The 26,976-nt window shown below is 67.7% G+C and carries 23 protein-coding genes; 9 read left to right on the top strand and 14 right to left on the bottom strand.

From position 1 onward, the window contains the following. Positions 1–113: 113 nt before the first annotated feature. The gene (locus ACF3M1_RS16340; protein WP_394002434.1) at positions 114–2,537 is read right to left on the bottom strand and encodes a methyl-accepting chemotaxis protein; all 2,424 of its coding nucleotides are present in this window, start codon (positions 2,535–2,537) and stop codon (positions 114–116) included. 844 nt (positions 2,538–3,381) lie between these two features. On the opposite strand from ACF3M1_RS16340, the gene ACF3M1_RS16345 reads away from it, so the two are divergent. The 6 genes from ACF3M1_RS16345 to ACF3M1_RS16370 all read left to right on the top strand — a co-directional run bounded on the left by ACF3M1_RS16345 (position 3,382) and on the right by ACF3M1_RS16370 (position 10,343). Continuing rightward, the gene (locus ACF3M1_RS16345) at positions 3,382–4,215 is read left to right on the top strand and encodes a restriction endonuclease (protein WP_394002436.1); all 834 of its coding nucleotides are present in this window, start codon (positions 3,382–3,384) and stop codon (positions 4,213–4,215) included. Positions 4,216–4,273: 58 nt separating this feature from the next. Next, positions 4,274–4,570 (top strand): excalibur calcium-binding domain-containing protein, encoded by a 297-nt coding sequence (locus tag ACF3M1_RS16350; protein WP_394002438.1) that lies wholly within the window; start codon positions 4,274–4,276, stop codon positions 4,568–4,570. 57 nt (positions 4,571–4,627) lie between these two features. Next, positions 4,628–5,053 carry a hypothetical protein gene (locus ACF3M1_RS16355; RefSeq protein WP_394002440.1) on the top strand — a complete coding sequence of 142 codons (426 nt, stop codon included), beginning with the start codon at positions 4,628–4,630 and terminating at the stop codon, positions 5,051–5,053. Between the two features lie 95 nt (positions 5,054–5,148). After that, the gene (locus ACF3M1_RS16360; RefSeq protein ID WP_394002442.1) at positions 5,149–7,464 is read left to right on the top strand and encodes an AAA family ATPase; all 2,316 of its coding nucleotides are present in this window, start codon (positions 5,149–5,151) and stop codon (positions 7,462–7,464) included. Continuing rightward, complete coding sequence (locus tag ACF3M1_RS16365) at positions 7,461–9,305, top strand: UvrD-helicase domain-containing protein (RefSeq protein WP_394002444.1); 1,845 nt, start codon at positions 7,461–7,463, stop codon at positions 9,303–9,305. Before ACF3M1_RS16360 ends, ACF3M1_RS16365 begins: the two co-directional genes overlap by 4 nt. A 399-nt stretch (positions 9,306–9,704) precedes the next feature. Continuing rightward, positions 9,705–10,343, top strand: a complete 639-nt coding sequence (locus ACF3M1_RS16370; protein ID WP_394002446.1) for an XAC0095 family protein — start codon at positions 9,705–9,707, stop codon at positions 10,341–10,343. A 189-nt stretch (positions 10,344–10,532) separates the two neighbouring features. Here ACF3M1_RS16370 and ACF3M1_RS16375 read toward each other — a convergent pair whose 3' ends face one another. Next, positions 10,533–10,790 carry a hypothetical protein gene (locus tag ACF3M1_RS16375; RefSeq protein ID WP_394002448.1) on the bottom strand — a complete coding sequence of 86 codons (258 nt, stop codon included), beginning with the start codon at positions 10,788–10,790 and terminating at the stop codon, positions 10,533–10,535. Positions 10,791–10,805: 15 nt separating this feature from the next. Continuing rightward, on the bottom strand, positions 10,806–11,279 hold the full coding sequence (locus ACF3M1_RS16380) for a MerR family transcriptional regulator (protein WP_394002450.1): 474 nt from the start codon (positions 11,277–11,279) through the stop codon (positions 10,806–10,808). A gap of 75 nt (positions 11,280–11,354) precedes the next feature. Here ACF3M1_RS16380 and ACF3M1_RS16385 point away from each other — a divergent pair, with 75 nt between their 5' ends. Beyond that, positions 11,355–12,143 carry a MauE/DoxX family redox-associated membrane protein gene (locus tag ACF3M1_RS16385; protein WP_394002452.1) on the top strand — a complete coding sequence of 263 codons (789 nt, stop codon included), beginning with the start codon at positions 11,355–11,357 and terminating at the stop codon, positions 12,141–12,143. Between the two features lie 120 nt (positions 12,144–12,263). On the opposite strand, the gene ACF3M1_RS16390 is transcribed toward ACF3M1_RS16385, so the two are convergent. The 8 genes from ACF3M1_RS16390 to ACF3M1_RS16425 all read right to left on the bottom strand — a co-directional run bounded on the left by ACF3M1_RS16390 (position 12,264) and on the right by ACF3M1_RS16425 (position 21,381). Then, on the bottom strand, positions 12,264–12,791 hold the full coding sequence (locus ACF3M1_RS16390; protein ID WP_394002454.1) for a gluconokinase: 528 nt from the start codon (positions 12,789–12,791) through the stop codon (positions 12,264–12,266). Continuing rightward, the gene (locus ACF3M1_RS16395) at positions 12,788–15,160 is read right to left on the bottom strand and encodes a GH36-type glycosyl hydrolase domain-containing protein (RefSeq protein WP_394002456.1); all 2,373 of its coding nucleotides are present in this window, start codon (positions 15,158–15,160) and stop codon (positions 12,788–12,790) included. Before ACF3M1_RS16395 ends, ACF3M1_RS16390 begins: the two co-directional genes overlap by 4 nt. Continuing rightward, positions 15,157–16,533, bottom strand: coding sequence for an MFS transporter (locus ACF3M1_RS16400; RefSeq protein ID WP_394002458.1), 1,377 nt, complete (start codon positions 16,531–16,533; stop codon positions 15,157–15,159). The genes ACF3M1_RS16395 and ACF3M1_RS16400 overlap by 4 nt, the downstream gene beginning before the upstream one ends. Before the next feature lie 353 nt (positions 16,534–16,886). After that, entirely contained in the window at positions 16,887–17,342 is a 456-nt protein-coding gene (locus ACF3M1_RS16405; protein WP_394002460.1) for a hypothetical protein, read from the bottom strand. Between the two features lie 73 nt (positions 17,343–17,415). Further along, positions 17,416–18,207 carry an alpha/beta fold hydrolase gene (locus ACF3M1_RS16410; RefSeq protein ID WP_394002462.1) on the bottom strand — a complete coding sequence of 264 codons (792 nt, stop codon included), beginning with the start codon at positions 18,205–18,207 and terminating at the stop codon, positions 17,416–17,418. Between the two features lie 49 nt (positions 18,208–18,256). Beyond that, positions 18,257–19,864 carry a GMC family oxidoreductase gene (locus ACF3M1_RS16415; RefSeq protein ID WP_394002464.1) on the bottom strand — a complete coding sequence of 536 codons (1,608 nt, stop codon included), beginning with the start codon at positions 19,862–19,864 and terminating at the stop codon, positions 18,257–18,259. Positions 19,865–20,069: 205 nt separating this feature from the next. Then, a complete protein-coding gene (locus ACF3M1_RS16420) occupies positions 20,070–20,936 on the bottom strand; it encodes a helix-turn-helix domain-containing protein (protein WP_394002466.1) in 867 nt (288 codons plus the stop codon). A 118-nt stretch (positions 20,937–21,054) separates the two neighbouring features. Next, positions 21,055–21,381 (bottom strand): nuclear transport factor 2 family protein, encoded by a 327-nt coding sequence (locus ACF3M1_RS16425; RefSeq protein ID WP_394002468.1) that lies wholly within the window; start codon positions 21,379–21,381, stop codon positions 21,055–21,057. A gap of 86 nt (positions 21,382–21,467) precedes the next feature. On the opposite strand from ACF3M1_RS16425, the gene ACF3M1_RS16430 reads away from it, so the two are divergent. Next, positions 21,468–21,836 (top strand): winged helix-turn-helix transcriptional regulator, encoded by a 369-nt coding sequence (locus tag ACF3M1_RS16430; RefSeq protein WP_394002470.1) that lies wholly within the window; start codon positions 21,468–21,470, stop codon positions 21,834–21,836. A 99-nt stretch (positions 21,837–21,935) separates the two neighbouring features. Here ACF3M1_RS16430 and ACF3M1_RS16435 read toward each other — a convergent pair whose 3' ends face one another. The 3 genes from ACF3M1_RS16435 to ACF3M1_RS16445 all read right to left on the bottom strand — a co-directional run bounded on the left by ACF3M1_RS16435 (position 21,936) and on the right by ACF3M1_RS16445 (position 25,218). Then, the gene (locus ACF3M1_RS16435; protein WP_394002472.1) at positions 21,936–22,580 is read right to left on the bottom strand and encodes a glutathione S-transferase family protein; all 645 of its coding nucleotides are present in this window, start codon (positions 22,578–22,580) and stop codon (positions 21,936–21,938) included. Positions 22,581–22,643: 63 nt separating this feature from the next. Beyond that, entirely contained in the window at positions 22,644–23,288 is a 645-nt protein-coding gene (locus ACF3M1_RS16440; protein ID WP_394002474.1) for an ankyrin repeat domain-containing protein, read from the bottom strand. 190 nt (positions 23,289–23,478) lie between these two features. Next, positions 23,479–25,218, bottom strand: coding sequence for a hypothetical protein (locus tag ACF3M1_RS16445; protein WP_394002476.1), 1,740 nt, complete (start codon positions 25,216–25,218; stop codon positions 23,479–23,481). 345 nt (positions 25,219–25,563) lie between these two features. Between ACF3M1_RS16445 and mgtE the strand changes: the two genes are divergently transcribed. Next, positions 25,564–26,967 (top strand): magnesium transporter, encoded by a 1,404-nt coding sequence (gene mgtE, locus ACF3M1_RS16450; RefSeq protein WP_394002477.1) that lies wholly within the window; start codon positions 25,564–25,566, stop codon positions 26,965–26,967. Positions 26,968–26,976 lie beyond the last annotated feature (9 nt).

The following is a 26,976-nucleotide window of genomic DNA, read 5'->3' on the forward strand; positions in this document are numbered from 1 at the left end:
TCCCTGATCCACACGCTGCGGTGTGACGCTCGACGGGAGCGCTCGACGTCGCCGGCGTGGTCGTCCCTGAGCCCCGGCACCTGGTTCACGGGTGCCGGGAGCGCCTGCACTGCTCAGGCGCGCAGCAATTCGAGATGCGGCCGGACCCGCACCTCCTCGTCCATCGGCGCCGACGGCGCGAGCTGGAACACCGACACGCAGCGCAGCAGATCCTGGGCCTGCTCTTCCATCGCCCGCGCCGCGGCGGAGGACTCCTCGACCAGCGCCGCGTTCTGCTGCATGCCTTCGTCGATCTGCACCACCGAGCGGTTGATCTGGTCGATGCCCGTGGCCTGCTCCTGCGAGGCGGCGGCGATCTCGGCCATGATCTCGGTCACCCGCTGCACGGCCGACACCACGTTGACCATCGACGTACCGGCCTCGCCCACCAGCGCCGAGCCGTCGGTGATCTTCGCCACCGAATCCTCGATCAGGGACTTGATCTCCTTGGCCGCGGTCGACGAACGCTGCGCCAGCGCGCGCACTTCCGAGGCCACGACCGCGAAGCCGCGGCCCTGCTCGCCGGCGCGGGCGGCTTCCACCGCGGCGTTGAGCGCGAGGATGTTGGTCTGGAACGCGATGCCGTCGATGACCGAGATGATGTCGGCGATGCGCCGCGAGGACTGTTCGATCTGGTGCATCGTGTCCACCGCGCGCTCGACGATCCGTCCGCCGTCGACAGCGACACCCGACGCATTGCCGGCATGCGCATTGGCCTGCCGCGCGGACTCCGCGTTCTGGCGCACGGTGGAGGTGAGTTCCTCCATCGACGCTGCGGTTTCCTCCAGGTTGGCGGCCTGGCGTTCGGTGCGCACCGCGAGGTCGGAATTGCCGGCGGCGATTTCGCTGGCCGCGGTGTTGATCGCGCCCGAGGCTTCCTGGATGCGCGCGACGATGTCGGCCAGCTGGCGGATCGTGGTGTTGGCGTCGTCGCGCATGTCGGCGAACACGCCGTGGAACTCGCCCTCCATCGACTGGCTGAGATCGCCGCGGGCCACGCCCTGCAACACCTCCGACAGCGCCTGCAGATTGCCTTCGGTGGTGTCCATCAGCCGGTTGAGGCTGCCGACCATGCTGCGGAAATCGAACTGGTAGCGGGCGGTGTCGCCGCGCTGCGAGAAATCACCCGAGGCCGCGGCGTCGGCCAGGCGCTGGATGTCCACGTTGATGGCCTGCAGGTTGCGCTTGGCCTCGTGCATCGCCTCGGTGAGCACCGCGCGCTCGCCGGACATCGCGTCCATGTCGACCGACAGGTCACCGATGGCGTAGTGCTGCATCACGTCCAGCAAGCGCATCTTGACGTGGATGTGCGAGGCCACCAGCGCGTTGGTCCCGCGCACCATCTGGCCGAAGCCGCCGGGAAACGCGCTGTCGTCGCAGCGGTAGCTGATCATGCCCGCCTCGTGGCGCGCGGCCATCTCGTGCTGGGATTCGACCACGCGGCGAATGGTGGCCTGCATGGTGTCCATGCTGTCGAGCAACTGCCCCACCTCGTCGCGGCCGTGCGCGGCGATCACCGTGTCCAGATCGCCCTGGGCCACGCCCGCGGCCACCCGCGCCGCATGGCGCACCCCGCGCACCGTGGTCTGCACGGTGTACCAGCAGCCCGCCACGATCAGCGCGAGCACCAGCGCCACCACCCCGGCGTCGAGCAGCATTTCCGAACGCGCGGCCTCGAGGTGCTGCGCGGACTGTGCGGCCAGCATCTGCTGGGCGGCCGTGGCGCTGGCCCCCATTCGCCCTTCGAGCCCCCGCAACGCATCCGCATCGGCGTAGGTCGCCTCGTGCATCGCGGCCGTCCTGATCTCGGCGTGCGTGTCGCGCACCGCGGCCGGCACGTCCGCGGCCAGCGCCAGCGCCTTGTCCATCTCGCGCACGTAGGCCAGCGCCTCGTGCCGGAACGTATCGCGCAGCGCCTGGCGCCGGCCGTCCTCGCCCGCGTCGCCGCGCTGCTGGATGTCGGCACGCAGCGTCGCCAGGTCGGCCAGCGCCTGGGGCAGATGGACGCTGCTGCCGATCAGCAGGTGATAGCTGTCCGAGTACGGGGTGTAGGACAGGCCGCTTTCGTCGCGCAAGGTGCTCAGCGCGATCAGCGCCGCGTGCGTGTGCTCGCCGAACGCCGGATCGCCGGACGGCCGCTCGCGCAGCGACGGCCACGCCTGCGCCAGCGCCTGGATCTGCGCGTGGCTGTCGGCGAGGTGCGGCTGTGCGGCGGTCTCCGCGAGCGCCTTCGCATACAGCCCATCGACGTCGGTGGCGGCATCGAACGCGAACGGATCGGCGGCGCCCTGGCGCTGCGTCTGCGCGCCGATCAGATCGACCATCGCGTGCAGCGCGGACATGCTGTCCAGCTCGGTACGGCTGATGGTCACGGCGTCGCGCAGCTTCGACAGGTACAGCCCCGACGCCCCGATGAGGCCGAGGGTGGGCAGGCAGCACAGCAGCGTCAACTTGAACGCCAGGCTGCGGTTGTTCCATGCAGTGAGAATGGTTTTCATCGCGTGTTCGCTTAGGTCAGTGAACGGGCACATGCCCGGGCAGACCGGATATCGGCGTTCCGGAAAAAACCTGAGGACGGTCACGAAGCGCGTCAGACGAACGGTAAGCCGCCGCGCCGTAGCCTTCGAATTCTTAACATCCGGTTTCTTCCAGGCCATTGAATTGGAATGGTTTTTTTAGTCTCCGATAGAAGACGAGAATGCGTTTCATTGAAAAATTAAACGACTTCATCAGCGCGCTTGGAGATTAAGTAACCGGTTTCATGGAGACCGCTGGATGAAGTGCAGGACATCGGCGGATCCGGCGTGTTCGATGACACCGCGCGCCATCGATACGCGCGACATGCGCACTGCGTCCTTGGCATTGCGTGTTGGAGTGCGGGCACTGCAGCCGTCGAGTGGGCGGGCGGCTTCGTCAGGCTCGCCTGCGGAGCATTCCGTTTAATTAATGCTCGAAGCATTCCGTTCTGCGGTGACCAGCCCGCTCCGCGATGCACCCGGCTGTCCATGAGGCACTCGGCATCGAACAGATGCTCGCCGCGCGGGCTTTATTGAAGCGCTGTCCGGCGCTCGAGACACCGGCCTCCATGCGCTGGCTGCCGTGTAGCGGTGGTGCCCCGGGGGCTGGAGCGCGGCCAGCGCGCAACGCGAAGCGGCAATGGCCGTTCGCTGTATTGAGAGGTGGCAGGCCGGAGCACCGGGTGCATCACGTCGGCGGGGACGTCCACCCCGGTGACCGGCCATGCCATCGAGCGCCAGACGCCGCCCCGAGCCACCTCCGTGACCGGCTTCACAGATCGCCGCACCGCGCGCTATTGTCGACCGCTTGGAATGGGGGATTCGCATGGGACGCGGACGTCGTGGGTTCTTCGACGATTTGAGCCAACTGCCGTGGCCGGTGGCACTGGTCGTCGGTCTCGTCGGCTATGCCGGCATCCGCTACGGCGTGCCGGCGGTCTTCGCGCGGCAGGACGGCCCGTTCGCACAGGGCCTGGCGACCGCCAGCGCAGGCCTGGCGCCGGTCGCGTGGCTGTTCCTCGCCGCCTGCGCGCTGTGTGCGCTGGTCGCCTTCGTCAATGCGCGCAAGCGCCGCCGTCTGCTCGACAGCCGCACCGGGTTCGAGAGCCTGGCCGCGATCAGCTGGCGCGAGTTCGAACAGCTGGTCGGCGAAGCCTTCCGCCGCCAGGGCTGCGCCGTCGCCGAAACCGGCCTGGGCGGGCCGGACGGCGGCGTCGACCTGATCCTGCGCAAGGACGGCCGGCGCACCCTGGTGCAGTGCAAGCAATGGCGGCGCCGCCAGGTGCCGGTGAACGTGGTGCGCGAGATGTACGGCCTGCTCGCCCACTACAACGCGGACGAGGTGCGCATCGCCACCGTCGGCGGCTTCACCCGCGACGCCGCGCGGTTCGCGGCCGGCAAGCCCATCACCCTGATCGACGGCGCCATGCTGCTGGCCCTGGTGCACAGCGTGCAGGCCGGTGCGCGCCCCGCAGTGCCAGCGCAGCCGCCCGCCTCGATGCATCGCATCGCGCCTGCATTCGCCGCAGCCGCGCCGTTGACCACCGCCCCGCCCGACTGCCCGCGCTGCGGCACCGCGATGGTCGAACGCACCAACCGCCGCACCGCCAGCCTCTTCTGGGGCTGCACGGCCTACCCCGCCTGCCGCGGCACGCGGTGAGCGCGATGGCGGCCGGCGCAGATCACATCCATCACTTCCTCACTGCCGAGGCCGCGCCATGAAACAGCTGATCGCGTTATTGATCCTCGGCCTCGCCGTCTGGGGCGGCTACCGCCACTTCAATACGCCCGAGCCCACCGCCGACGTCGCGATGGCCGCCACGTCGGCACGCCCACCAGCGACGCGGGAACGCGTGCTGCCCGCGCCGGCCCCGACCTTCAGCTGCGACGGCCGCCAGCACTGCGCGCAGATGCGCTCGTGCGAGGAAGCCACGTTCTTCATCCGCAACTGCCCGGACACCAAGATGGACGGCGACAACGACGGCGTGCCGTGCGAATCGCAGTGGTGCGTTTGAGCGCCCGAGCCTGCACGCGCATCCGTACCCCCTGACCGACCGAGAGAACGCCCCGCTATGCGCCCTCTGCTGATCCTGATGCTCCTTTGCGCTGCCTTTGGTGCCCACCAGCTGTGGCAGAAGCGCGAGGCCGCCCGCGCGGCCGCGTTCGACGCCACGGCCTTCGTGCCCGTGCACATGCCCAGCGGCATGCAGCGCAATACCGTCTTCGTTCTGGCGCCGCCCAACTGCCCCTCCGATCAGGCGCAACGCACCGAGGCGCTGATCCGTGATCTCGGCATTGCGGGCATTCCGGTGAGGCGGGAAAGCGGTATCGCCTTCGATATCGAGAACCCGACCGACGCGCAGATGCGCGACATCGACCGCGCCATCGCCGTCTTCAAACGCGGTGCGCCGGTGGTGTACGTCAACGGGTTGGCGATGTCGAATCCGAGTGCGGAGCAGACGATCGCGGCGTATCGGGGGAGTGGGGGACGGCGGTGATTTCGCGCACTGCGCCTCAAAATGAGTGAACCTGACCCCGTTATTCCGGCTTCCTGGTTTCCCTATGCCAACTTCCGTGGTCAATGGAGCTCTCGATGCGCATTGAATTTGTAGAGATTTCCAACTTCCGCAAGCTGCTGGCCGTTCGTATCGACATCGCCAACCAGGCGACCGTGTTTGTGGGTGCGAACAACAGCGGAAAATCCTCAGCGATGGTTGCGTTGAGGCGCTTCCTTGTTGATCACGGCGAGCTGTCAATCAACGACTTTACTCTCAGCCACTGGGCTGCCATCAACGCTCTCGGACAGGCTTGGGAAGCGGAGACTGACGGAGATGAGGCGGAAGAGTTCGACTGGGGCGTCGTTGCGCCGGCGGTAGATGTCTGGCTCTCGGTGCCCGACAACCAAGTTCATTTCGTTCAGAAGATCCTCCCCACACTTGATTGGGATGGATCTGCGATCGGGGTTCGACTTCGCTTTGAGCCGAGGAAGATCGAGGATTACAAGCGAGAATATCTAGCCGCGCGGAGTGCCGTGAAGGCTGTTTTAGCCGCGGTAGAGCCTGGCCAGGAGGAAGAATCCGAACCGTTCTCCCTCTGGCCGAAGTCGATGATCGAGTTTCTATCGAAGCGTCTGAACGCGCTGTTTGAGGTGAAATCGTATCTCCTCGACCCATCTGCGCGCCAGATCCCGAAGGATGGCGAAGCGTTTCCTCAGCCCCTCCCGCCTGACAGCGAGCCTCTATCTGATGACCCCTTCAAGGGGCTCATTAGAATCGACGAAATCAGTGCTCAACGCGGGCTGGGTATGCCGATCCGGAAAGGCGGAAATGGCGATGAAGATCAGGAGATCGGACCGCGTGTGAGCACCAAGCTCTCGGCGCAGCTCCGCAGCTATTACGCTCAGCATCTCGATCCCTTCGATCAGCCAGAGGCCGATGACTTGGTCGCCTTGCAGGCGATCCATGCAGCTCGCGTCAAGTTCGGTAAGCAGTTGGCCGATTCGTTCGCGTCCGCGATCGAGGAGCTTGAGGGGATTGGCTACCCAGGCCTGACTGACCCGAAGCTATCGCTCGCGGCTGATTTGCGCCCACTGGATGCGCTCAGGCACGGCTCGGCGCTGAACTACGAGGTTCCTACGCATCTTGCCGACGCAGGCCTCATCAACCGACTGCCCGAAGACTCCAACGGGCTGGGATACCAGAATTTGGTTTCCATGGTGTTTGCCCTTATGGGGTTTCGCGACAAGTGGATGCGTAGGGGAAAGGCGGGAAAGAAGGCCGCGAACGAATCGCATGTGCCCCGGTTGCACCTTGTCCTCGTGGAGGAGCCAGAAGCTCATTTACACGCGCAGGTGCAGCAGGTCTTTATCGCGCACGCCTACAGCGTGCTTCGAAAGCACGAACTGCTAGGCGAGTCGGAGGAGTTTCAGACGCAGATGGTGGTCAGCACGCATTCGAGCCATGTCGCCCATGAGGCAGATTTCGCCTCACTGCGATACTTCCGTCGTATGCCTGTCCACGCCATTAAAGGTGCTGTCCCCGTCTCTCGTGTTGTAGGGCTGTCTCGCACCTTTGGCGAGGACGAAGACACGAAGCGATTCGTCCGCCGATATCTCAAAGTCACCCATTGCGATCTGTTCTTCGCGGATGGAGCGATCTTGGTAGAAGGTCCTGCCGAGCGGATCATCGTGCCTCACATGGTCCGCAGCCGGGATGCTTACAAATATCTGACGCGGTGCTACATCACGTGGCTTGAGATCGGCGGCAGTCATGCGCACCGCCTGAGATCGCTGCTCGCCGACCTAGGGCTCAACACGCTAGTCATTACCGATCTGGACGCCAAGTCGGCGACGAATTCAAAGGTGCTTCCAAAACGCGGCGACGCGCAAGTATCGCGCAACCACACCTTGAAAACATGGGTTCCGAAGGAAGAGGGCCTGGATGCGCTACTCGATATGAGTGAAGACTCGCTCGCGAAGCTTGACAAGATCGGTTTCGGTGTTCGGGTTGCCTATCAGCAGCCCGTGAAGATCACTTTTGGAACAGATGTCGACGCGGAAGCTATCGCCAACACGTTTGAAGATGCGCTGGTGTATCGGAACATCGATTTCTTCAAGGAATTGCTGGGCCCTCGACTTGCTAGGAAGTTTCGAGATGCAATCGTTGGGAGCACGACCGTGCACGAGCTAGCCACCAAGCTTCACGCCGATCTTGCCGCAGGCGATAAAGCAGAGCTGGCGATGAACATCCTAGAGGACAAGAGTCTTAATGAGCTGGAGTTGCCTGGCTACATCGATTCAGGACTTGCTTGGTTGATCAACCAGCTCCGTCGAAAAGATGACGACTTGGTAGGAAAGAAGCCGGCGCCAGATAACGAAGATCAGGCGCAGACTCAGGCCGCACCGGCATGAACAATGCAGTCGATGCTCCGAACGATGAGATCGATGCTGGAGCCGACGCGGAGATCGCCGCGTGTCTCGATCCCGATGCCCTGACGAGCTTTTTTCTCTTCGCGGGCGCTGGATCAGGTAAGACGCGATCTCTCGTAGCTGCGCTAACCCACGTGCAAGCCGCTTGGGGGGCGCAACTTCGTCAGCGTGGTCAGAGCATCGCAGTCATTACCTTCACGAATGCGGCGTGCGATGAGATCAAGCGACGCGTTCAGTTCGACCCACTGTTTGACGTTCGGACGATCCACAGCTTCGCTTGGTCCCTGATTGAGGGGCTCAATACCGATATCCGAGCATGGCTGGCCGACTACCTCCGTGCCGAGATTGCCGATCTCCATGAGAAGGAAGCAAAGGGCCGGGCAGGCAAGGCGAGGGACGAACGAATTGCCAAGATCGCGGCGTATGAGGCGCGTCTCGCTGCCCTGCATGGCATTCGCAAATTCATCTACAGCCCGACAGGCGCGAACCGCACACGCGATGCGCTTAGCCATGCAGAGGTCATAAAGATCACCGCGCATTTCCTGAGCGAGAAGCCCCGAATGCGCAGCATCTTCGTCGGGCGCTATCCGATTCTGTTGGTCGACGAGAGCCAAGATACTAATGCAGCACTTGTCGACGCGTTCTTTCGCGTTGACTCTGAGCACTCGGGCGCTTTCGCGATGGGCCTAATCGGAGACATGATGCAGCGCATCTACGCCGATGGGAAAGAGGATCTTGGCGTTGACTTGCCGCCCACATGGCGCACGCCCAAGAAGGTGATGAATCATCGGTGCCCGTCGCGCATCATCGAGCTTCTGAACGCTGTGAGAAGTCCCACCGATCAGCAAACGCAAAGACCGAGATCCGACGCCATCATGGGCTCCGTGCGTCTTTTCATTCTCTCTGCTGAACATCCCGACGTGGGCGGTGTAGAGGCTGGGATCGCACAGAAGATGGCCCAAATCACCGGCGATAACGCTTGGGCTGTGCCTATGAAAGTGAAGACGCTCACACTTGAGCACAAGATGGCTGCTAGGCGGCTAGGGTGCTTCGAAGTCTTCAGCGCTCTGTATGCCCTTGACTCCCAGAGTCTCCTTCAGCGCACGCAGTCCGTAGCCTTGTTTTTCACGGATCAAGTGCTCCCCGTGCTTGAAGCGCATCAAGCTGAAGATCGATTTGGGCTCATGCGGCTGTTGAAGGTGCATTCCCCCCTCATGGCGCCGGCGGCGCTTGCAGCGAATCCGGGACGTGGACACCTCGCGCAGGTCAAAGGCGCGGTCGACTCACTCGCAGGTCTGCTGACAGACGGTCAAGATCTACCGCTCCTCGTTGTTCTCCGGGAAGTTGCGAGGTCCAATCTCTTTGAAATCCCAGAGCGACTCGCAGCTTGGGCTACAGAGTCGGATGCGGAAGCGAACGTGGAGGAAGGTCAGCCAGAGAGAGATGCGAAGACGCTCGCCCGCATCGAAGCAATTGATGAACTACTTGCGGCTCCGTTTTCTCAGATCACTCCACTGCGGGAGTATCTCGAGGGGCGCGCTCGGTTTGACACGCATCAAGGTGTAAAAGGACTTGAGTTTGAGCGTGTGATGGTTGTGATGGACGACTTCGAAGCGAAAGGGTTTTCATTCAAGTATGGAGATCTGTTCGGTGGAAAGGATGAGGGAAAGATCGTCGAATCGACGAGACGACTGTTCTACGTTGTTGCAAGTCGCGCCGAGAAGAGTCTAGCGCTGGTTGCCTACACCAAAGAACCTAGACGGGTGCGAGACTTTGCTCTGCGCTCCGGTTGGCTCGAAGATGATGAGATCCTCGTGATCTGAGAACAGGCCAGAGTGAGGCTTTCGCAGCGAGGGCGCTCGATTCATCAGCCTTCGGCGGTGAGGACGCCCTTGCATCCGAAGTCATAAGGCGCGGCAAATCCTTACAGCGGGATCTTTTGATTACGTCGCCCTCGGACTTGACCACCTCCCACCACGCGTAGCAGACTCGATCCCAAGGAGCCTAGAAACTCCTCTACGAGCGGTCCCCACCTCCGTCAAACCGGTGGGTTTTTTGTGCCTGCACGCTTGCAGGCATGGACCGACGCGATGCCTGCGTCGGGAGGGCGGCTAATACAATACCCTTCGGGGGAATACGCCCGCCGGCTCACAGCGGTTTCTAGCCTCCCGACTTCCCGTCCACATCCGTGGACGGGCACTTCAGGGAACGAGGAGACGACGATGTCGAAGTCTGAAACCAAGAATCGCGGCGACGTGGGCTATTTCCTGCCGGAGGACAGCCAGTTCCGGCTGCGCAAGTTGCACCAGCACATCGAGTTCCTGTCGCGCCTGGCGGAGCCACGCGTGGACGAGGAAGAAGACGGGCCGGAGATCGACCACCCGGCCTTGGCCGGGTGTCTGGAACTGCTGGCCGAGCAGGTGCAGCAGGTGCTGGATACGGTGTCCTGGCCGGCGCGTCTGGAGGCCAAGGGCACGCCGACCAGTGTGGTGATCGAAAACGAGGATGCGGACGACGCGGACGGGGATGCGGGGTGCGAGCATGACGATCCGGCCGGCCCGTCTGCGCAGGCCGACCAGGACTTCGCGTTCGGCATGACGCTGGATCAGCTGGACGAATCCGACCGTCTGCTCGATCTGCTGCGCGCGCAGGGTGATCTGCTGATGGCCGCCGGCAGCACGGATGTGGCGGACGGCACGATCACCGTGATCGGCGCGGCGATCTTCGAAGGCGCGGACGAGATGAAGGACTTGATCCGGCAGGTCAATGCGCAGGTGCTCGACGCGCCCACCGTGGGCGGCCGGGTGCGGGAGATGCCGGCGGTGTACGGCTCTGCAGGCAGCGCCGCACACGTGCATTGAGCGATGAGGCAGCGCGGCTCAGGCCGTGCTGCCTTCTTCCAGGTGTGCGCCGTGCACGATGCGCTGGATGGGCCCGGCCGCGCTCGGTCGGGCGGCATGCGCGGTGCACGGTTGACCTCAGTTCGTGCCGTCGGGCGCGTGCCTCGCCGACGGTCTCCGGATAGCTGATCGCCGCTTCCCGCAATCGGATCAGCGCTGACGGCGGGCCTGGAATTCGGCCTCGACCTGGGCGAGTTCCTTGAGCTTGAGGTCGCGCTGCTGGTCCGCCTTGCGCAGCGATTCACGCGCTTCCTTGATCACTTCCTGCGCCAGGCTGTGGCTTGTGTGGTGCTGCTTCATGTCGATCGCGGAGGCCAGGCGCTGATGGGCCAGGCGGATATTGCGGTCCACGCGGAACAGGGGCGAGTTGGAGTTCTCGGTCAGCGGCGGGTCGTAGGTCTTCTTCATGAGGTGTCTGCGTGATCAGGCCGGCACGATAGCCGGCTTGCGCCCGCGCCGCACGCGCACTGGGCGCTCGCGGTTCGATGTGGGCTGGGTGCCATCCCCGCCGCCCGAGCCCTCGAACGACGCGAGGATCGGACACGGCCCCTTCGCGTTCGCACTGCATTCGCGTGCGAGCGTCTGCAGGTAGTCGCGCGCCTGCATCATCGCGGCGATCTGGGTGTCGAGCGTGTCGATGCGGGACTGCGCCAGCGCACGGGCGCGGCGGCGGTCGTGGCCGGCGTCGAGGGCCAGCAGTTCGCGGATGTCCTCGAGGCTGAAGCCGGCGCGCTGGGCCATGCGGATGAAACGCAGGCGACGCACGTCCGCCTCGCCGTAGCGGCGGATGCCTTCGCCCGTGTCGGGCGTGGCCAGCAGGCCTTTGCGCTGGTAGAAGCGGACGGTTTCCACGCCGACATCGCCCGCGGCGGCGAACTGGCTGATCGTGAGCGGCATGGGCTTGACTCCGTACTGCGGTACGGGGCCTAGCATGGGGGTCGCTGGTGAACCCACCGTGGACCGGAGACCGTCATGCACACTGCCCGCCACCCGGCGCGCCCACGCGCCACCCTGTACCGCATGGTGATGGACCAGCATGTCTGCCCCTTCGGCCTGAAGGCCCTGGACCTGCTGCGGCGGCAGGGCTTCGAGGTGGAGGACCACTGGCTGACCTCGCGCGAGGCGGTGGATGCGTTCAAGGCCGAGCACGATGTGGCGACCACGCCGCAGACGTTCATCGACGGCGTGCGCATCGGCGGCTACGACGATCTGCGCCGGCATTTCGGCAAGCGCGTGGCCGACCCGAAGGCAACCAGCTACCGCCCGGTGGCGGCGTTGTTCGGCATGACGCTGCTGATGGCGCTGGCCGCGAGCGTGGCGGTGTACGGCACGCCGTTCACCGTGCGCGCGGGCGAGTGGTTCATCGCCTTCAGCATGGCGGTGCTGGCGCTGCTGAAGCTGCAGAACATCGGCAGCTTCGCCACGATGTTCCTCAACTACGACCTGCTGGCGCGGCGCTGGGTGCCATATTCGTACGTGTACCCGTTCGCGGAAGGGCTGGCGGGCGTGCTGATGATCGCCGGCGTGCTGACGTGGCTGTCGGTGCCGGTGGCATTGTTCATCGGCACGGTGGGTGCGGTGTCGGTATTCAAGGCCGTGTACGTGGACCGCCGTGACCTCAAGTGCGCCTGCGTGGGCGGTGCGAGCGACGTGCCGCTGGGCTTCGTGTCGTTGACCGAGAACCTGATGATGATCGCGATGGCGGTGTGGATGGGGCTGGGGGCGTTTGGGCGGTTGCCGGGGTGGGCGTATGTGATGTGAGGGGTGGATGCGGACGGGGAGGTATGAAGAAGTCCGTCATTCCCGCGAAGGCGGGAATCCAGTGACTTCAGGCTTTTGAAAGCCAAAGTCGCTGGATTCCCGCCTTCGCGGGAATGACGGTCAAAAGCGGAAGTGTTCAGACCGTCCCAAGGCCGGCAGTGCTTCACGCAGCATGTCGTCCGGCGGCTGATCGATCGCCAGCGTGACGACATCGGCTTCGCCCGCCGGCATCTCCAGCGCCTTGAACTGGCTGTCGAGCAGCGACGCCGGCATGTAGTGCCCGCTGCGGGCCTGCATGCGCGCGGCGATCAGGGCCTGGTCGCCCTGCAGGAACAGGAACCGCAGCGACAGGCCGGTGGCGCGGAGGCGGTCGCGATGGCGGCGGCGCAGGCCGGAGAACGCGAGCACGACGCGCTCGCCATTCGCGACGCGCCGCGTGAGTTCGTCTGCGATGCGTGCGGCCCAGGGGTCGCGCATGGCATCGGTGAGCGGCAGGCCGGCGGCCATGCGTGCGCGGGCGGCATCGTCGTGGATGTCGTCGGCGTCGAGGAACCTCGCGTGCCAGGCCTCGGCCAGCAGGCGTGCCAGCGTGGTCTTGCCGCTGCCCGATACGCCCATGACGATCACCACCTGCGGCGTGGCCGTCATTCCGGCAAGTCCACGTCGATGCGATGCCGGCCACCGGCGACGATGCCGCTCAGCCGCGGGGTGTCGAGCACCTGCCCGTCGGCGCGGACGCGCATCGTGGTCAGGCCGGACACGCGGCGCACCTGCAGTGTGATCTCGGCGCCGCGGAAGCGGCGCACCACGGAGGCCTCGGACCAGTGCGACGGCAGCTGCGGCGCGATGCGCAGCGCGTCGCCTTCGCCGCGCAGTCCGAACAGGCCTTCGATCAGGCAGCGATACAGCCACGCCGCGGTGCCGGTGTTGAACAGCTGGCTGGAACGCCCCGCGGTGCGCGGATGGCCGCGCCAGTCGCCGCGGTAGTAGTTGGGCACGAACACCGGCAGCTGGCCGCGCTGCAGCAGGTCGTCGGCATCGGGCCCAGGCAGCATGGCGCGCAGCACGCGCCATGCGCGGTCGGCGTCGCCCGCTTCATACAGCGCGTGCAGGTAGAACGCGGCGGCGTGGTTGTAGATCGACCCGTTCTCGGCCGAACCGGGGAATTTCTGGGTGAGCCGGCCGACGTCGTCGCGCATGCCGGTGTACGGCGGATCGAGCATTGCCACGCCGTGCGGCGAGACCAGCTGCGCCTCCACCGCGGCCAGCAACTGCGCGCGGCGCGTGGCATCGGCCGCGCCCGAGAGCATCGCCCAGCTTTGCGGGTTGAGGTAGATGCGGCCCTCGGTGTCGCGCTGCACGCCGAAGACGACGCCGTCGTCGGTGATGCCGCGCGCGTACCAGTCACCGTCCCACAGGTGTGCGTTGGCGGCGTCGTTGCAGTCGTGCGCGCCCTGCAGGAAGTCAGCGGCTGCAGCTTCGCCGGTATGGCGCGCACGGATGCCGGCCCACAGCCGCAACGCATGCGCGGTGGCCAAAGTCAGCCAGCCCGAGACGCCGCGGCCCTTGTAGCCGACCATGTTCATCGGGTCGCACCAGTCGCCCTGGGCGATGTAGCTCAGGCCCCGTGCATCGCGTGCCGACAGCAGCCAGTGCATGGCCGTGTCCACGCGCTCGGCGACGCTGGCGGTGTGCCCTTCGGCATCGGTGACCGGCACATCGAGCAGGGCGTCGTCGCCGGTCTCGTCGAGATAGGCCTGCAGGAACACCGGCAGCCAGACGCAATGGTCGGTGTGCGGCACCTGGTTGATGTATTTCAGCTGCGCGCCGTCGACCAGCAGGATGCCGTCGGGCATGGCGCCGCTGGATTCCTGCTGCGACAGCGCGCGCAGAAACGCGGCGCGCGCGGTCGCCGGTTGCAGGTAGGCCATGCCCATGTGGTCCTGCAGCAGGTTGCGTGTCTGCGGATCGGTGGTCAGGCGGTTGACGTCGCCGTGGTAGTACACCTGCCGCGGCAGCCAGTGGTTGGCGAAGGCGTCCAGCCACGCATCGGGAGTGCGGATGTCGACACAGCCGCGCCCGCCGGCGAGGTACTCCGCATACGCGGCCGCGGCCGCTTCGAAGCCACCGGGAACGAGGTAGTTCGCACGCAGTGCGTGGATCTGTGCGTCGTCGCGCGCGGGGCCGAACACGAAGCGCTCCTCGTGTGCGTCGCCATCGGCCAGCACAACGCGGTACTGCAGCGCCGCAGTGGGCATTTCGTAGTCGGCGTCGTGGCGGCCCAGCAATGCGGCGTCGGTGATCGCCGACGGCGCATGCAGGCCGCCCTCGCCTTCGAACGCGGCCTGGCGTGCGTCCCAGGCGTCGGGCGCATTGGCGTGCAGCAGCACGGTGCGGTCCATGAAATCGCGCTGGACGAAGTAGTCGGCCACCTTCTGGTAAGGGGTGACGCTGTTGCAGACGATGCCGCCCAGATCCTCGCGCCAGGTCGCGGACTGGTTCATCCACGACATGTAGCCGACCGGGAAATACGGGTAGAGGCTGAGCCGCCGCGTGCGGTTTGATCGATTGCGCACGCGCAGCGTCCACAGCTCGGCGACGTCGTCGACCGGCAGCGTCAGCTGCCACTCGAACGCGAGGCCATCGCGTTCGATGCGCCAGATGAGCGTGTCCGGCGCCGCGTCGAACGCGAAGGCATCGGCGGGCGCGCGAACGGGTTCGTACGGCAGCGAGAACAGCGTGCCGTCGTCCTCGTCCTTGACGTAGCAGAAGCGGCCCGGATGGTGCGCGTAGACCGGTTGCTCGGGCTGCATGAAGCTGCGCGCCTCGAGCGTCGGCGCATGCGCGTACTTCGCGGGCTCGGGCTGCATGAACTGCGCGGTGGCGAAGCCGCGACAGGTGGCCTGCACCATCATCCGCCGGTTCCAGAGGAACGACGATGCATGCGGCATCGCGGTGGGGCTGTCGATCGTGAACCTGCGACCGTCGTCGGTGAAGCCGTACTGCAGCGTGCTCATGCGTGTTCCGCCCTGCGCGCATCCAGCGCGTCCTGTACCTCGGCCATCGTCGATGCATCGAGCGGATAGGCCCGCATCACCAGGGCCGCGAAGAACGCGACCACGCCCGGGATCACCGTCAAGAGCAGCGCGATGCCGAGTTGCGAGGCATCGGACTGCGCCTCGTTGGCGACGTAGCCCATCGCCGCCAGCACCCAGCCGATCACGGCCGCGGCCAGTGCGCCGCCGAGCTTCTGCGAAAACGTGGCGGCCGAGAACGTCATCGCGGTGGCGCGGCGCCCGGTTTTCCATTCGGTGTAGTCGGCGCAGTCGGCGTACATCGAGAATGCCAGCGGCGACTTCGGCCCCAGCGCCAGACCCACCAGCGTATTGAGCACGAACAGCAACCAGATCGCATCGCGCGGCACGAGGAACATCGCGCAGCTGAGCACGCCCACGGCCGCCATCAGCCACACCATCAGCCGTTTCTTGTCGACGAAGCGCGTCATCACCGGCGTGAGCGCCGCGCCCGCGGCCAGCGCCACCGAATAGCTGCCGAGAAACCAGCCGGTCAGGTCGGGGCGTTCGAGGTAGTACTTGAGGTAATACACGGTGGCGCCGCTGCGCATGACGATGGTGACCATGATCACCAGGGCCAGCACGAACAGCACCTTCCACGGCCGGTTGTCGAGCAGATCGCGCAGGTCCTGGCGCACGTCGCTGCGCTGCTGCGGGGGCGGCGCGATGCGTTCGCGCGTGCTGAAGAACACGGTCGCGAACAGCAGCGACGCCACCACGCCGTACAACCCCAGCGTGAGTTGCCAGCCCAGGGCCTCGTTGCCGCCGCCGAACCAGCGCACCAGGTCGAGCGTGAACGCGTTGACGACCGTGGTGCCGGCGAACGCGGCGATGAAGCGGAAGCTGATCAGCGTGGTGCGCTGCTGGCTGTCGTTGGTCATCACCGCCGACAGCGCCGAGTACGGCGTGCTGAGCACGGTGTAGGCCAGCATCATCAGGCTGAAGGTCACGTAGGCCCACACGAGGCGGCCGGTGTCGCCGAGGTCGGGCACGGTCCAGGTCAGCACGCCCGCGAACGCCAGCGGCAACGCGCCCCACAGCAGGTAGGGCCGGAACCGGCCGAAACGCGTGCGGGTACGGTCGGCGATGGCGCCCATCAGCGGATCGGTGACCGCGTCGAACACCCGCGTCACGAGGATCATCGTGCCCACCGCGGCGGCGGCCAGGCCCATCACGTCGGTGTAGAAGATCAGCAGGAACGCGGAGATGTTGGCCCAGTACAGATTGAAGCCGAAATCACCGATGCCGTAGCCCATCTTCTCGCGCAGGCGTACGCGTGTCCGCGCACCGTCACCTCCGGGATGTTGGATCTGCATGCGCCCTCCGCGCGGCGTGGCCAGGCGAATGCGTGGCGTGTGCAGAGCGGCGATGCCCTGCGCTGACAACGCTGTCAACTATCCCGCAAAGGTGGGGCTTCGACAACCGCGGGAACGGGGACGCGCGCCGTGTCAGGTGAGGCTGTCTTCCACGCCTGGCCGTCTCGTTTTTGGCAGGGAAATTCGTGACGTCGCTGGATTCGCGCCGTTGCGGGGATGACGGCAGTGATGCAGGCCCTCCCTGGACGCGGTGCATCGTCCGGGCACGTTCGTTGCACGAGCGCGACGCGCGGCGTCGATCGATCGCGCGTCTGTCTGCGTGCACGCAAGCAGACGCGGGCCATGAGCGACGATCAGCGTCGGCTGCAGACCGGTCCGCTCGAACTGCGGATGCGTGTCGCGATCTGATCTCCCGGCACGAAGGTCAGCGCGGGCACGGCATCGACCGGTTGCGGACGGGCCTCGCCGCCGCGCCCTTCGAACGCCGCGTCGAGCAGGATGCGCAGCGAGCGGTTGGGCTCCATCGGCAGCATCGAGATCATGCAGACCTCCTCCAGCGACGTGGCTTCCGCCACGTCGACCAGTTCGGCCTTCAGGTCTTCGCGGGTGTAGGTGTCGATGTAGTGGTCGTCCTGGTCCACCGTCAGCAGCGTGTGCCTGCGCAGGTCCTCGGGGACGTCGCTGTCACCGAAGTTCCACAGGAACCGGGCGGGGCCGCCCAGGATGGGGCCGCCGAAGGCGAGCTGTCGCGCCAGCAGTGCGTCGAGAATCCGCATGGCCTGAGCGGTCTGCTCAGAACTGATGAACACCTGGTAGTAGCTCCTTCGGCCGGATCGGCCGCATTGCTCTGGACACAGTGCGGCTGCGCGCGGCCCTGGATGGTCAGCGCCCGTTCGCGGCCTGGCGTGCCGCCCGGTCGATGACATCCGCCACCACGAGGGGCTGGGTGGCGTACAACGCGTGGCTCGCCGATACGTTGGTGACTTCCGCGCCGATGCGCTTGGCCATGTGCTGCAACATGGCCTGGTCGAACGCCTTGTCTTCCGTGGCGATCACCGCCCAGCTGGGCTTGCTGCGCCAGGCGGCGTGCTGCAAGGGCGTTGCAAAGGCGCTCATGTTGATCGGCACCTGCGCATCGGCCATGAACGCGGCATCCGCGTCGCTGGCGTCGTGGGCGAAGCCGGCCTTGAATCCATCGCGATCGAGAAAGCCGTAGCCGTCGGGACGGGTGTCGATGACGAATTCGGGCTGCGGCACGAAGCCCTCGTACTGCTGCGCGGTGGTCTCTCCGGCATCCGGCGACAGCGCCGAGACGTAGACCAGGCCGACCACCTTGTCGTGCATGCCGGCCTCGGTGATCACGGTACCGCCCCAGGAATGGCCGACGAGCACGGTGGGCCCGTCCTGACGGTCGAGGACGCGCGTGGTGGCGGCGACGTCGGCGGCCAGCGACGTCAGCGGGTTCTGCACGATGCTGACGCGGTAGCCGCGCTCGACCAGCCGGTCGTAGACGCCGCGCCAACCGGCGCCGTCGACGAAGGCGCCGTGCACCAGAACGATGTTGCGCACCGCGTCGGCGGGCAATGGCGCGGCGGGGGTGCGGGTGTCGGCCGTGGCGGTGGCCGCCGCGAGGCTCAGGGCGCTGACGAGCAGTGTGGGGAATGCGAAGCGCATGGGATGTTTCTCCAACCGATGTGGGACGGGATGGGAGCGGACGCCGGCGTCAGATGCCGTGCGCCGCCTTGATGAGATCGGCCGCGCGTTCGCCGACGACGACGCAGGGCGCCATGGCATTGCCGCTCGGCACGTCGGGCAGGATCGAGGCGTCGGCGATACGCAGCCGGTCGACGCCGTAGACCTTCAGCTGGCCGTCGACGACCGACATCGCGTCGCGGCCCATCTTCGCGGTGCAGGCCTGGTGCCAGAAGGTGATCGCCGAATCGCGGATGTAGCGGTCCAGCTCGGCGCCGGCGAGCGGGCCGGGCATGGCTTCGCGCTTGAGCAGCGACTTGAACGCGGGCGCGTGGGCGATCTCCTGCGCGATCGCGATCGTGGTCTTCGCCGTGCGCAGGTCGTCGGGGTGCGACAGCGTATTGGCATGGATGCGGATGCGATCCTGCGGCGCGCTGCCGGTGAGATGCAGCGTGCCGCGACTCTTGGGATGCGACAGGCCCGCGAACGTCATCCAGCCGTTGGCGGGCGCACCGCGCGGCGCGGTCTCCGGCGTGGGCACGGCGAAGCCCAGCTGGCACTGGAAGATGTCCGGCAGACGCAGCGTGGGATCGGTCTTCCAGTACAGCGTGGCTTCGGAACCGCCATGGCCGATGGCCAGCGGCGCGTGGGATTCGAACAGGCAACCGAAGGCCACGTGGTCCTGGTGGTTGCGGCCCACCCCGGGCAGATGCTGGACGACCGGGATGCCGTGCGGGTGCAGCTCGTCTTCCGGGCCGATGCCGGACTGCATCAGCACGCGTGGCGTGTTGATCGCGCCCATGGCCAGCACGACCTCGCGGTCTGCGAAGAAGGTTTCGCGCCGGCCATCGACGATCGCCTCCACGCCGGTCACTGCACGCCCGTCGAACACCAGCCGGTGCACATGTGCATGGGTGCGCACGGTGAGGTTGGCCTGGTGCCGTTTCGGCCAGACGTAGGCGCGGTACATCGACGCGCGCCGGCCGTCCTTGACGATCAGGTCCTCGATCGCGACACCGCCGCGCCCTTCCATCATCGCGCCGTTGGGGCTGGCGAAGACCGGCAGGCCGATCGACTCCGCGCCGGCCACCATGGCCAGCGCCTCGGGCTGCGGATCTCGTGCGGTTTCGACATGGACCGGGCCGCCGTGCCCGCGCCGCTCCGGATCCGGCAGGCCACGCCAGTCTTCGATGCGGCGGTAGATGTCGAGCACGCTGCGGTAGTTCCAGCCGTCGTCGCCGGCTTGCTCGGCGTAGTGGTCCCAGTCTTCCTGGTGACCGCGTGCCCACACCATCACGTTGATGCTGGAGCTGCCGCCGAGCACCTTGCCCATGTTGAGCGGGATCGCACGGTCGTTGAGATGCGGGTTGGGTTCGGCGACGAAGCCCCAGTCGCGCTCCGACCCGAGGTTGGCCGGCCACTGCGCGGGTGTCTGGATGTCGGGCAGGTCGTCGCTGCCGCCAGCTTCGAGCAGCAGCACCCGGACGTCGGGGTTTTCGGCCAGCCGGCCGGCCAGCGCGCAGCCCGCGGAACCGGCTCCGCAGATGATGAAGTCGTAATGCGATGCGGTGTCGTGGCCCGGGTGGTGCGGGCCGCTCGCGTCGTCGGGGCGGGGCGTGCTGTCGCGCGGAGTGCGCATGCGCTGTCGTCCTGGAGCATGGGGGGAGGACCCCATGCTGCCGGGCGCGCAGGCGGCGATCCTGCACGCGCGGGACGCGGCTGGAACGTTCGGGCCGCGTCGTGCGGGCGCACGGCTGTGGGCGATCCACGCTGGCTGCAGCGATGCGCCCGGCCTCGCACCGCACGCGGGTTGGACGCACTGTCGCGCGCGTGTCCGACGCGCTCTAGGTCCGGTGCAGGCGCCGGTACGCGCCCGGGCTCATGCCCAGGTGCTGGTGGAAGACGCGGGTGAAATGGCTCTGGTCGGCGAACCCGCAGGCCAGCGCGAGCTCGCCCAGCGGCACGTGCCGATCGACCAGCAGATCCCGCGCGCGTTCGACGCGCAGGCGCATCAACCAGCCGTGCGGCGAGGTGCCGGTGGACGCGCGGAAGGCGCGGGTGAAATGGCGGATCGACAGTTCGCAGACGCCGGCCAGCTCGGCCAGCGTCACGCGGCCGGCGAGATTGGCGCGCAGCAGGTCCTGGGCGCGCCGGAGTTGCCAAGCGGCCAGCGCGCCGGCCTGCACGGCGGGCCGTGGGCGCATGCCGCCGTACGTATGCGCGACGTGCGAGGTCAATGCCAGGGCGACGTGGTCGAGGAACAGCTGGTTGGCCTGCGCCGGCATGGCGAGGGCCGGGCGAATCGACGACAACAGCGCGTGCGCGACCGGATCGCGGAACGCGGCACCGGTGTCGTGGCGCAGGTCGTCGATGCGCACCGTCCCGGCGTCTTCGGCAACGGCGGCGAGCGCTGCTTGCGGCAGATAGAGGTCGATCGCGTGGAAGGCCTCGCGACGCTCGGTCGCCAGGTTCTCGCGCAGGTCGAAGATGGCGACATTGCCGGTGTCGAAACCGCGCGGGCGCACCAGCCGGCCGTCGGCGTACAGATCGAAATCGGTGCAGGGGCGAAGCTGCAGCGCGATCAGGAACGCGTCGTCACGGACCGGCGCCGCCACACCGGCTGCGGCGTCGCCGCTGCCGAGCTCGAGAAACGCCATGCCCGACAACCCGGCGCTGCATGTCGCCAGGATCGGCGCCTGCGGGAGATCCATGGCACGGGTCAGCCCGCGCACGCCGGGCGGGTGCGACGGGGGTTCGCTGCCAGGGACGAGGCGGTCCATCGCGCGAGCATCCGCCTCCATCGTGTGCGCTGCAACGCGGCCGGCGCGCTCAGCCGATCCGCAGCGCGCGGATGCGCTCACCCGCGAGCTCGAACACGTGATCGACGGTCACCGGGCTGCCCGGGAAGTTGCCGACGAGCTCGGCGGCGACGGTCAGGCGATCGCCGTCGCGGTGGCTGTCGACCGGCGTGACCGAATAGTCGTACTTGCTGCGCGCGGCGCGCTTCCAGGCCTGGATGTCGGCGTGGCCGCGGTGGGTGCCGCCTTCGTCGTGCACCACGGCGTCGTCGGTGAAGCAGGCGCCGAGCGCGGCATCGTCGCCGCCGTTGCTGATGCGGAAGTAGTCGGTCACCACGGCGGGAAGGGTGAGGGCCATGCGGGCGTGCTCCGTTTGTCTGCCCCGGATGGTGGTCATAGACTCGGGCCGCATCAAGAACGCACCGAAAAGTAAGGACCGCACCCATGGGTAAGGGCCACACCCCCGAGACCGCGGCGCGCGACGTGGAGACGGTGCTCCGGCTGCTCGAAGGACGCTGGAAGCTCGAGCTGCTGTTCCATCTGTTCGGCGGGCAGGTGCAGCGCTATTCCGATCTGGAGCGCCTCGTGCCCGGCATCTCGCAGAAGATGCTGGCCCAGCAGCTGCGCCAGCTCGAGGCCGACGGGCTGGTGACGCGCACGGTGTATCCGCAGGTGCCGCCGAAGGTCGACTATCGGCTCACGCCCTGGGGCCAGGCGCTGTGCCCGGCGCTGGACGCGATGCTGCAGTGGTCGGCGCAGCGCGATGCGCTGCAGGGCGCGCAGGCGGCGGATGTGCAGGCCGCCGAACGCTGAGGTTCATGCCGGCGTGGCGCGCGCCGACGCCGCGCACCGCTGCACTGTCCGCACGTCGTGCGTGCCCTGCGCAGGCGCGATGCGCGATGTCGGCCGCGCTCAGGCCGAGGCGCGCGCCGCATCCGCAGCCGCGAACTGCGCGAGCTGGTCGGCGTGGGCCTTCTGGAATGCCGGCCGCGCGGTGAGGCGTGCGACGTAGGCCTCTGTGGCGGGCCGCACGCCGTGGGCGCGCAGCGTCTTGATGCGCAGCACGTCGGCCATCAGCAGGTCGGCGACGGTGAAGCGACCGGCGGCGAGCCAGTCGCGTGTCGCGAGCACCGCTTCGAGCTGGGCGAGGCGCGTGTCCATCCAGCTGGTGAGCGGCGTGTCGGCGTGGCCGGAGACGGTGGAGAACCACCAGGGCACGGTGACCATCTCGATGGAGTTGAGCGCGGCGACGACCCATTGCAGCGTGTCGGCCGCGCCGGCGGGATCTGTCGGCATCAGCGTCTCGCTCTTGCCGGCGAGGTGCAGCAGGCAGGCGCCGCTTTCGAACAGGGTGATGTCGCCGTCGGTCAGATACGGCACCTGGCCGAACGGCTGGCGGTCGAGGTGGTTGGTGTGGCGGCCCTCGAACGGCACGGTGGCCAGCGCGTACGCCAGCCCGGCCTCTTCGGCCGCCCAGCGCAGGCGCAGGTCGCGCACGAAGCCGCGCGGGCCCGGCGGCACCCAGTCGTAGGTCCAGACGGTGAGCGATTCGGCCATGCGCAACCTCGGGGAATGCGGGCGCGGCGGGTGATCGGCGCCAGGGCCGCCGCGGCGGCGACGTCAGTGCGCGGGCGCGGTGTCCAGGCGCTCGCGGATCCACTCGTAATCCCGCCGCACGGGCGCGGCCAGCACGGACGGATCGCCGTCGTAGAGATAGCTGGCGACGGTGGCGCCGGTGTCGTCGACGGCGCGCGGGTCGGCGCCGGCCTCCATGAAGCGCTTGACCGAGGGAATGTCGTTGACCAGCGCCGCCTGGTGCAGCGGCGTCGTGCCGGCGGCATCGCGCGCGTCGAGCCGGGCGCCGGCGGCGATCAGACGGTCGATGTTGTCGGGCTCACGCGCGCGCAGCGCGTCGAACAGCGCGGTCTGGCCGTTGCGCGTGTTGGGCACGTCGACCGGCACGCCGTGTTCGAGCAGCAGGTCGATCCAGTCCGGGTCCTTCGACATCGCCGCTTCGTGCAATGCGGTGCGGCCCTTGGCGTCGCCGCGCGCGGGGTCGGCGCCGAGATCGAGCAGCAGGCGCACGGCGTCGCGGTCGCCCTGGCGGATCAGCCAGTTCAGCGCCGGGGTGCCGTCCTCGGCGGTGGCGTCGGGATTGGCGCCGGCGGCCAGCAGTTCACGGGCCAGCGATGCATCGCCGTCGCGCAGCGCGGTGACGAACGGGGCCTGTGCGGGATTGTCGAACGTGCGTGCGTTCGTGGTCATGGCGTCGTGTCCTTGCGTACAACCGGAGGCGGCCAGCATCAGCGCGGCCAGCGACAGGTGCGGGAGCGGGAATCGGCGGCGGGTCATGCGGCGCAGCATGCCGCAGCGCGCGTTAAAACGGCTGCAGGCGCGGCGACGGCGAAGCGGCGCGCCACGCCACGGGTGCGGGCCGGCTCAGACATGCGCGGCGTCAGTTGAAGGGATTGAGGGCATCGAGCGCACGGCCCGCGCCATTGGCGATGCCGCGGCCCAGGTTGCGGGCCCCGTCGGCGGCGCCCTGCGCCACGTTGCCGGCGAAGTCGCTCACGCCCTGGCCCACGTCGCCGACGAAATCGGCCGCCACTTCGAGACCGTCGCCCACCCGGTCGGCGGCCACGTCGACGGCACTGCCGACGCCTTCGGCCGCACGGCTGACCGCGCTGCCGGCGCCTTCAACCACACCGGCGACGGCATTGGCCGGCGTCTCGAGGCCGCTGATGCGGCCCAGATCACGCACGAAGCCGCCGGTGGCGTTGGCGCTGTTCTGCGCGGCGTCACCGACCAGGCTGACCGCGCCGTCGAGCACGTCACCCACGGTGTCCACGGCGGCGTCGGCGACGTCACCGACCAGGCCGAAGCCCGCGGCCACGGTGCGGCCATCACGCGCATCGGCCCACACCTCGCCGGCACCCGCCTTCAGTTCGGAGAACGTGCCGGCGACATCGCCGCCGAGATCGACGGCCTCGCGAATGCCGGACGCCAACGCGTTGAACTGCAGATCACCATAGGCCTGCGCGCCGGCCACCAGTGTGTCGCCGGCCACGGCCGTGGTGGCGCCGACGGCGTCGCCGAGGGCGTCGCTGGCATGGTCGACCACGACACTGGCGCCGTTGAGCAGGCTGCCGACCACCCAGCTCTGCGGCGTGGTGCCGGGGCCGCTGCGCAGCTGGTCGCCCAGCGCGTCCATGCCCTCGGCGAGCGTGTTGCCAGCCGCGTCGATGCCGCCGTTGACCACGCTGCCCAACCACTGCCCACCACTCGGGCCGAGCGCGGGATCGGTCGGGCTGGCGTGGTTGAACGCCTCGACGTACACCGCATCGGGCCCGCCGCCGCCATGCAGGCTGCCGAAGCCGGTGCCCGGCGGCGCATCGATACGCAGGGCATAGCCCACCGCGTCAGGCGGCGAGCCGACGAACGGCAGCAGCGGAATGTCTTCCTGCGCGGCGGTCAGCTGGTCGCCGTTGACGGCGTAGCGACGGATCTGGCCGGTCTCGGCAGCCTGTTCGCGGATGGCGTTGGGATTGAAGCCCAGGCTTTCCAGCGTGTTGTTGCTGAGGCCGGAACTGTTGAACGTGACCGCCGAGGCGCCGGTGGCCAGCGCGGCCGCCGAGGCCAGGCCGCCGCCGAGCGAATGCCCGGTCACGGCCACGTTGCCATCGCCGAACACGTGCTCGGCGCGCTTGGCGAGCTCGATGGCGCTGCTGTACTGGGAGGCATCCATGCCCAGGCCCTGCTGGCCGTTGTTGACCCAGTCCATGTACTGGCTGGGATCGCCGCCGATCTCCGAGCCGCGGTAGGCGACGACGTAGCCGCCGTCCTCGTGCTGGTAGATCTCGGCGTGGAAGCCGGAGCGGTCGTCGGTGAGCAGCTGGGGGTCGATCGGAATGCGGTTGCCGTGGGCGTCGGCGAGGCTGAGGCCGTCGGCGTGCGGGGTGAGCGCGGTCCAGCCGGCGTCCTGCAGGGCCTGGCGGTATTCCGGGCTGTCGGGCGCATAGGCACCGTTGGCCATCATCGCGAACAGCGGGTCGCGCGCGTCGGACGCGGTGCCGCGGATGCTTTCGCTCAGGCCGTGGTTGCCGGCCCGGATGTCGTTGGCCACCGGCGGCGGCGGTGGCGGCGCGGTGTGCTGTGCGATGGCATGGGTGCGCCCGGTATCGCCGATGGTGAGCATGGTGAATCCATTCGCGGGGATGTCGGTATCGACCCTAGCCGCCCGCCCGCGGCCGCAACACTCGGGGCAACCCTAGACCGCTGCGTCGTGGCGCACGCGAGGCACGCATGCGATGCCCAGGAAACGACCGGCGCGTCGCCGGTTGCGCGCGGGCTGCGTGCCACCGCATGTCGGTGCCCGGTAAACTGGCACCCCCGGCCATGCCCGCTTCTCTCCGCACATGGACACCGACAGTCGACCGCCCCACGCACCTGCCACCCAGCGCGCCATCGGCCGCGCGGGGGAGACGACGGCCGCCTGAGGTCCGGTCGTTCTCCGCCGCGGCCGCCGGCGAAGGATGACCCCATGATCGAACTCCGCAATCCGCTTCTCGGGCCGCGCCTGGCCCCCACCGACAGCCCCTTCGACCGGGCCCGTGCCGCGCGCGAGATCGAACGCTGCCTCGAACGCGACGACTGCCGCCAGCTGGAAACCTGGCTGGCCGACGCACTGGCCGCCGACGTGGCCGATGCCTTCACCCATCTCGACGCGGCCCACGCGGCGCGTGCGCTGCTGTTGCTGGCGCCGGCCGAGCGTGCGGCCGTGTTCGGCTATCTGCCGCTGGACATGCAATCCGCACTGGTGGCCCTGCTGCCGCGCGCGCCGTTGACCGAGTTGCTGGAACACATGTCGTCGGACGAGCGTGCCGACCTGTTCAACGATCTGCCGCCGGCACTGCGCGACCAGGTATTGCCGGCGCTGGCCCAGGCCGAGCGCGAGGACATCCGCCGGCTCAGTGCCTACGGCCGCGACACCGCCGGCGCGATCATGACCTCGGACTACGCCGCGCTGGCCCCCGGACTGACCGCGCGCGAGGCCGTGGAAGAACTGCGCCGCGTGGCGCCCGACACCGAAACCATCTACACCGCCTACGTCATCGACGACGAGCGCCGGCTGATCGGCGTGACCTCGCTGCGCAGCCTGATCACCGCCGCGCCCGAGACGCGCGTGTCCGAGCTGATGCAGGCCAATCCCATCGTCGCGCGCGTCGGCGACGACCAGGAAGTGGTGGCCGAGCGCATCCGGCGCTACGACTTCATCGCGCTGCCGATCCTCGACGACGACGGCCGCCTGGTGGGCATCGTCACCGCCGACGATGCGATGGACGTGGTGCAGGCCGAGGCCACCGAAGACGCGCTGCTGGCCGGCGGTACCGCCGGTCGACTGGCGGGCACGGTGCGCGGCGCCTCGATCCGCCAGCTGTACCGGCTGCGCGTGTTCTGGCTGGTGCTGCTGGTGTTCGGCAACATCTTCTCGGGCGCGGGCATCGCCCATTTCGAGGACACCATCGCCTCGCATCTGGCGCTGCTGTTCTTCCTGCCGCTGCTGATCGCCAGCGCCGGCAATGCGGGCTCACAGTCGGCCACGCTGATGGTGCGCGCGCTGGCCACCGGCGACGTGCGCGCCCAGGACTGGAGCCGCATGCTCGGCCGCGAGATCCTGGTGGCGGGCCTGCTGGGCGTGACGATGGCGGTCGCGATCTCGGCGATCGGCGTGTGGCGCGGCGGCCCGGACATCGCCCTGGTGGTGGCGATCACGATGCTGGTGGTGGTGCTGATCGGCAGCCTGATCGGCATGTCGCTGCCGTTCGCGCTGTCGAAGTTCCGGCTGGACCCGGCCACCGCCAGCGGCCCGCTGGTGACGTCGATCGCCGACGTGGCCGGCGTGCTGGTGTATTTCGGCATCGCCAGGGTGGTGCTGGGGTCGTGATGCGGTGAC

Source organism: Luteimonas sp. WGS1318 (assembly GCF_043187535.1).
GTDB lineage: Bacteria > Pseudomonadota > Gammaproteobacteria > Xanthomonadales > Xanthomonadaceae > Luteimonas.

What these genes read in the sequence shown, in the direction of transcription:
- ACF3M1_RS16385 (WP_394002452.1), top strand. Translation starts at nt 11,355, where the DNA reads ATGCACACTGCCCGCCACCCGGCGCGCCCACGCGCCACCCTGTACCGC.
- ACF3M1_RS16410 (WP_394002462.1), bottom strand. Translation starts at nt 18,207, where the DNA reads ATGCGCTTCGCATTCCCCACACTGCTCGTCAGCGCCCTGAGCCTCGCG.
- ACF3M1_RS16395 (WP_394002456.1), bottom strand. Translation starts at nt 15,160, where the DNA reads ATGAGCACGCTGCAGTACGGCTTCACCGACGACGGTCGCAGGTTCACG.
- ACF3M1_RS16445 (WP_394002476.1), bottom strand. Translation starts at nt 25,218, where the DNA reads ATGCTCACCATCGGCGATACCGGGCGCACCCATGCCATCGCACAGCAC.
- ACF3M1_RS16360 (WP_394002442.1), top strand. Translation starts at nt 5,149, where the DNA reads ATGCGCATTGAATTTGTAGAGATTTCCAACTTCCGCAAGCTGCTGGCC.
- ACF3M1_RS16355 (WP_394002440.1), top strand. Translation starts at nt 4,628, where the DNA reads ATGCGCCCTCTGCTGATCCTGATGCTCCTTTGCGCTGCCTTTGGTGCC.
- ACF3M1_RS16340 (WP_394002434.1), bottom strand. Translation starts at nt 2,537, where the DNA reads ATGAAAACCATTCTCACTGCATGGAACAACCGCAGCCTGGCGTTCAAG.
- ACF3M1_RS16375 (WP_394002448.1), bottom strand. Translation starts at nt 10,790, where the DNA reads ATGAAGAAGACCTACGACCCGCCGCTGACCGAGAACTCCAACTCGCCC.
- ACF3M1_RS16345 (WP_394002436.1), top strand. Translation starts at nt 3,382, where the DNA reads ATGGGACGCGGACGTCGTGGGTTCTTCGACGATTTGAGCCAACTGCCG.
- ACF3M1_RS16365 (WP_394002444.1), top strand. Translation starts at nt 7,461, where the DNA reads ATGAACAATGCAGTCGATGCTCCGAACGATGAGATCGATGCTGGAGCC.
- ACF3M1_RS16415 (WP_394002464.1), bottom strand. Translation starts at nt 19,864, where the DNA reads ATGCGCACTCCGCGCGACAGCACGCCCCGCCCCGACGACGCGAGCGGC.
- ACF3M1_RS16435 (WP_394002472.1), bottom strand. Translation starts at nt 22,580, where the DNA reads ATGGCCGAATCGCTCACCGTCTGGACCTACGACTGGGTGCCGCCGGGC.
- ACF3M1_RS16440 (WP_394002474.1), bottom strand. Translation starts at nt 23,288, where the DNA reads ATGACCACGAACGCACGCACGTTCGACAATCCCGCACAGGCCCCGTTC.
- mgtE (WP_394002477.1), top strand. Translation starts at nt 25,564, where the DNA reads ATGATCGAACTCCGCAATCCGCTTCTCGGGCCGCGCCTGGCCCCCACC.
- ACF3M1_RS16370 (WP_394002446.1), top strand. Translation starts at nt 9,705, where the DNA reads ATGTCGAAGTCTGAAACCAAGAATCGCGGCGACGTGGGCTATTTCCTG.
- ACF3M1_RS16380 (WP_394002450.1), bottom strand. Translation starts at nt 11,279, where the DNA reads ATGCCGCTCACGATCAGCCAGTTCGCCGCCGCGGGCGATGTCGGCGTG.
- ACF3M1_RS16400 (WP_394002458.1), bottom strand. Translation starts at nt 16,533, where the DNA reads ATGCAGATCCAACATCCCGGAGGTGACGGTGCGCGGACACGCGTACGC.
- ACF3M1_RS16420 (WP_394002466.1), bottom strand. Translation starts at nt 20,936, where the DNA reads ATGGATCTCCCGCAGGCGCCGATCCTGGCGACATGCAGCGCCGGGTTG.
- ACF3M1_RS16425 (WP_394002468.1), bottom strand. Translation starts at nt 21,381, where the DNA reads ATGGCCCTCACCCTTCCCGCCGTGGTGACCGACTACTTCCGCATCAGC.
- ACF3M1_RS16350 (WP_394002438.1), top strand. Translation starts at nt 4,274, where the DNA reads ATGAAACAGCTGATCGCGTTATTGATCCTCGGCCTCGCCGTCTGGGGC.
- ACF3M1_RS16390 (WP_394002454.1), bottom strand. Translation starts at nt 12,791, where the DNA reads ATGACGGCCACGCCGCAGGTGGTGATCGTCATGGGCGTATCGGGCAGC.
- ACF3M1_RS16430 (WP_394002470.1), top strand. Translation starts at nt 21,468, where the DNA reads ATGGGTAAGGGCCACACCCCCGAGACCGCGGCGCGCGACGTGGAGACG.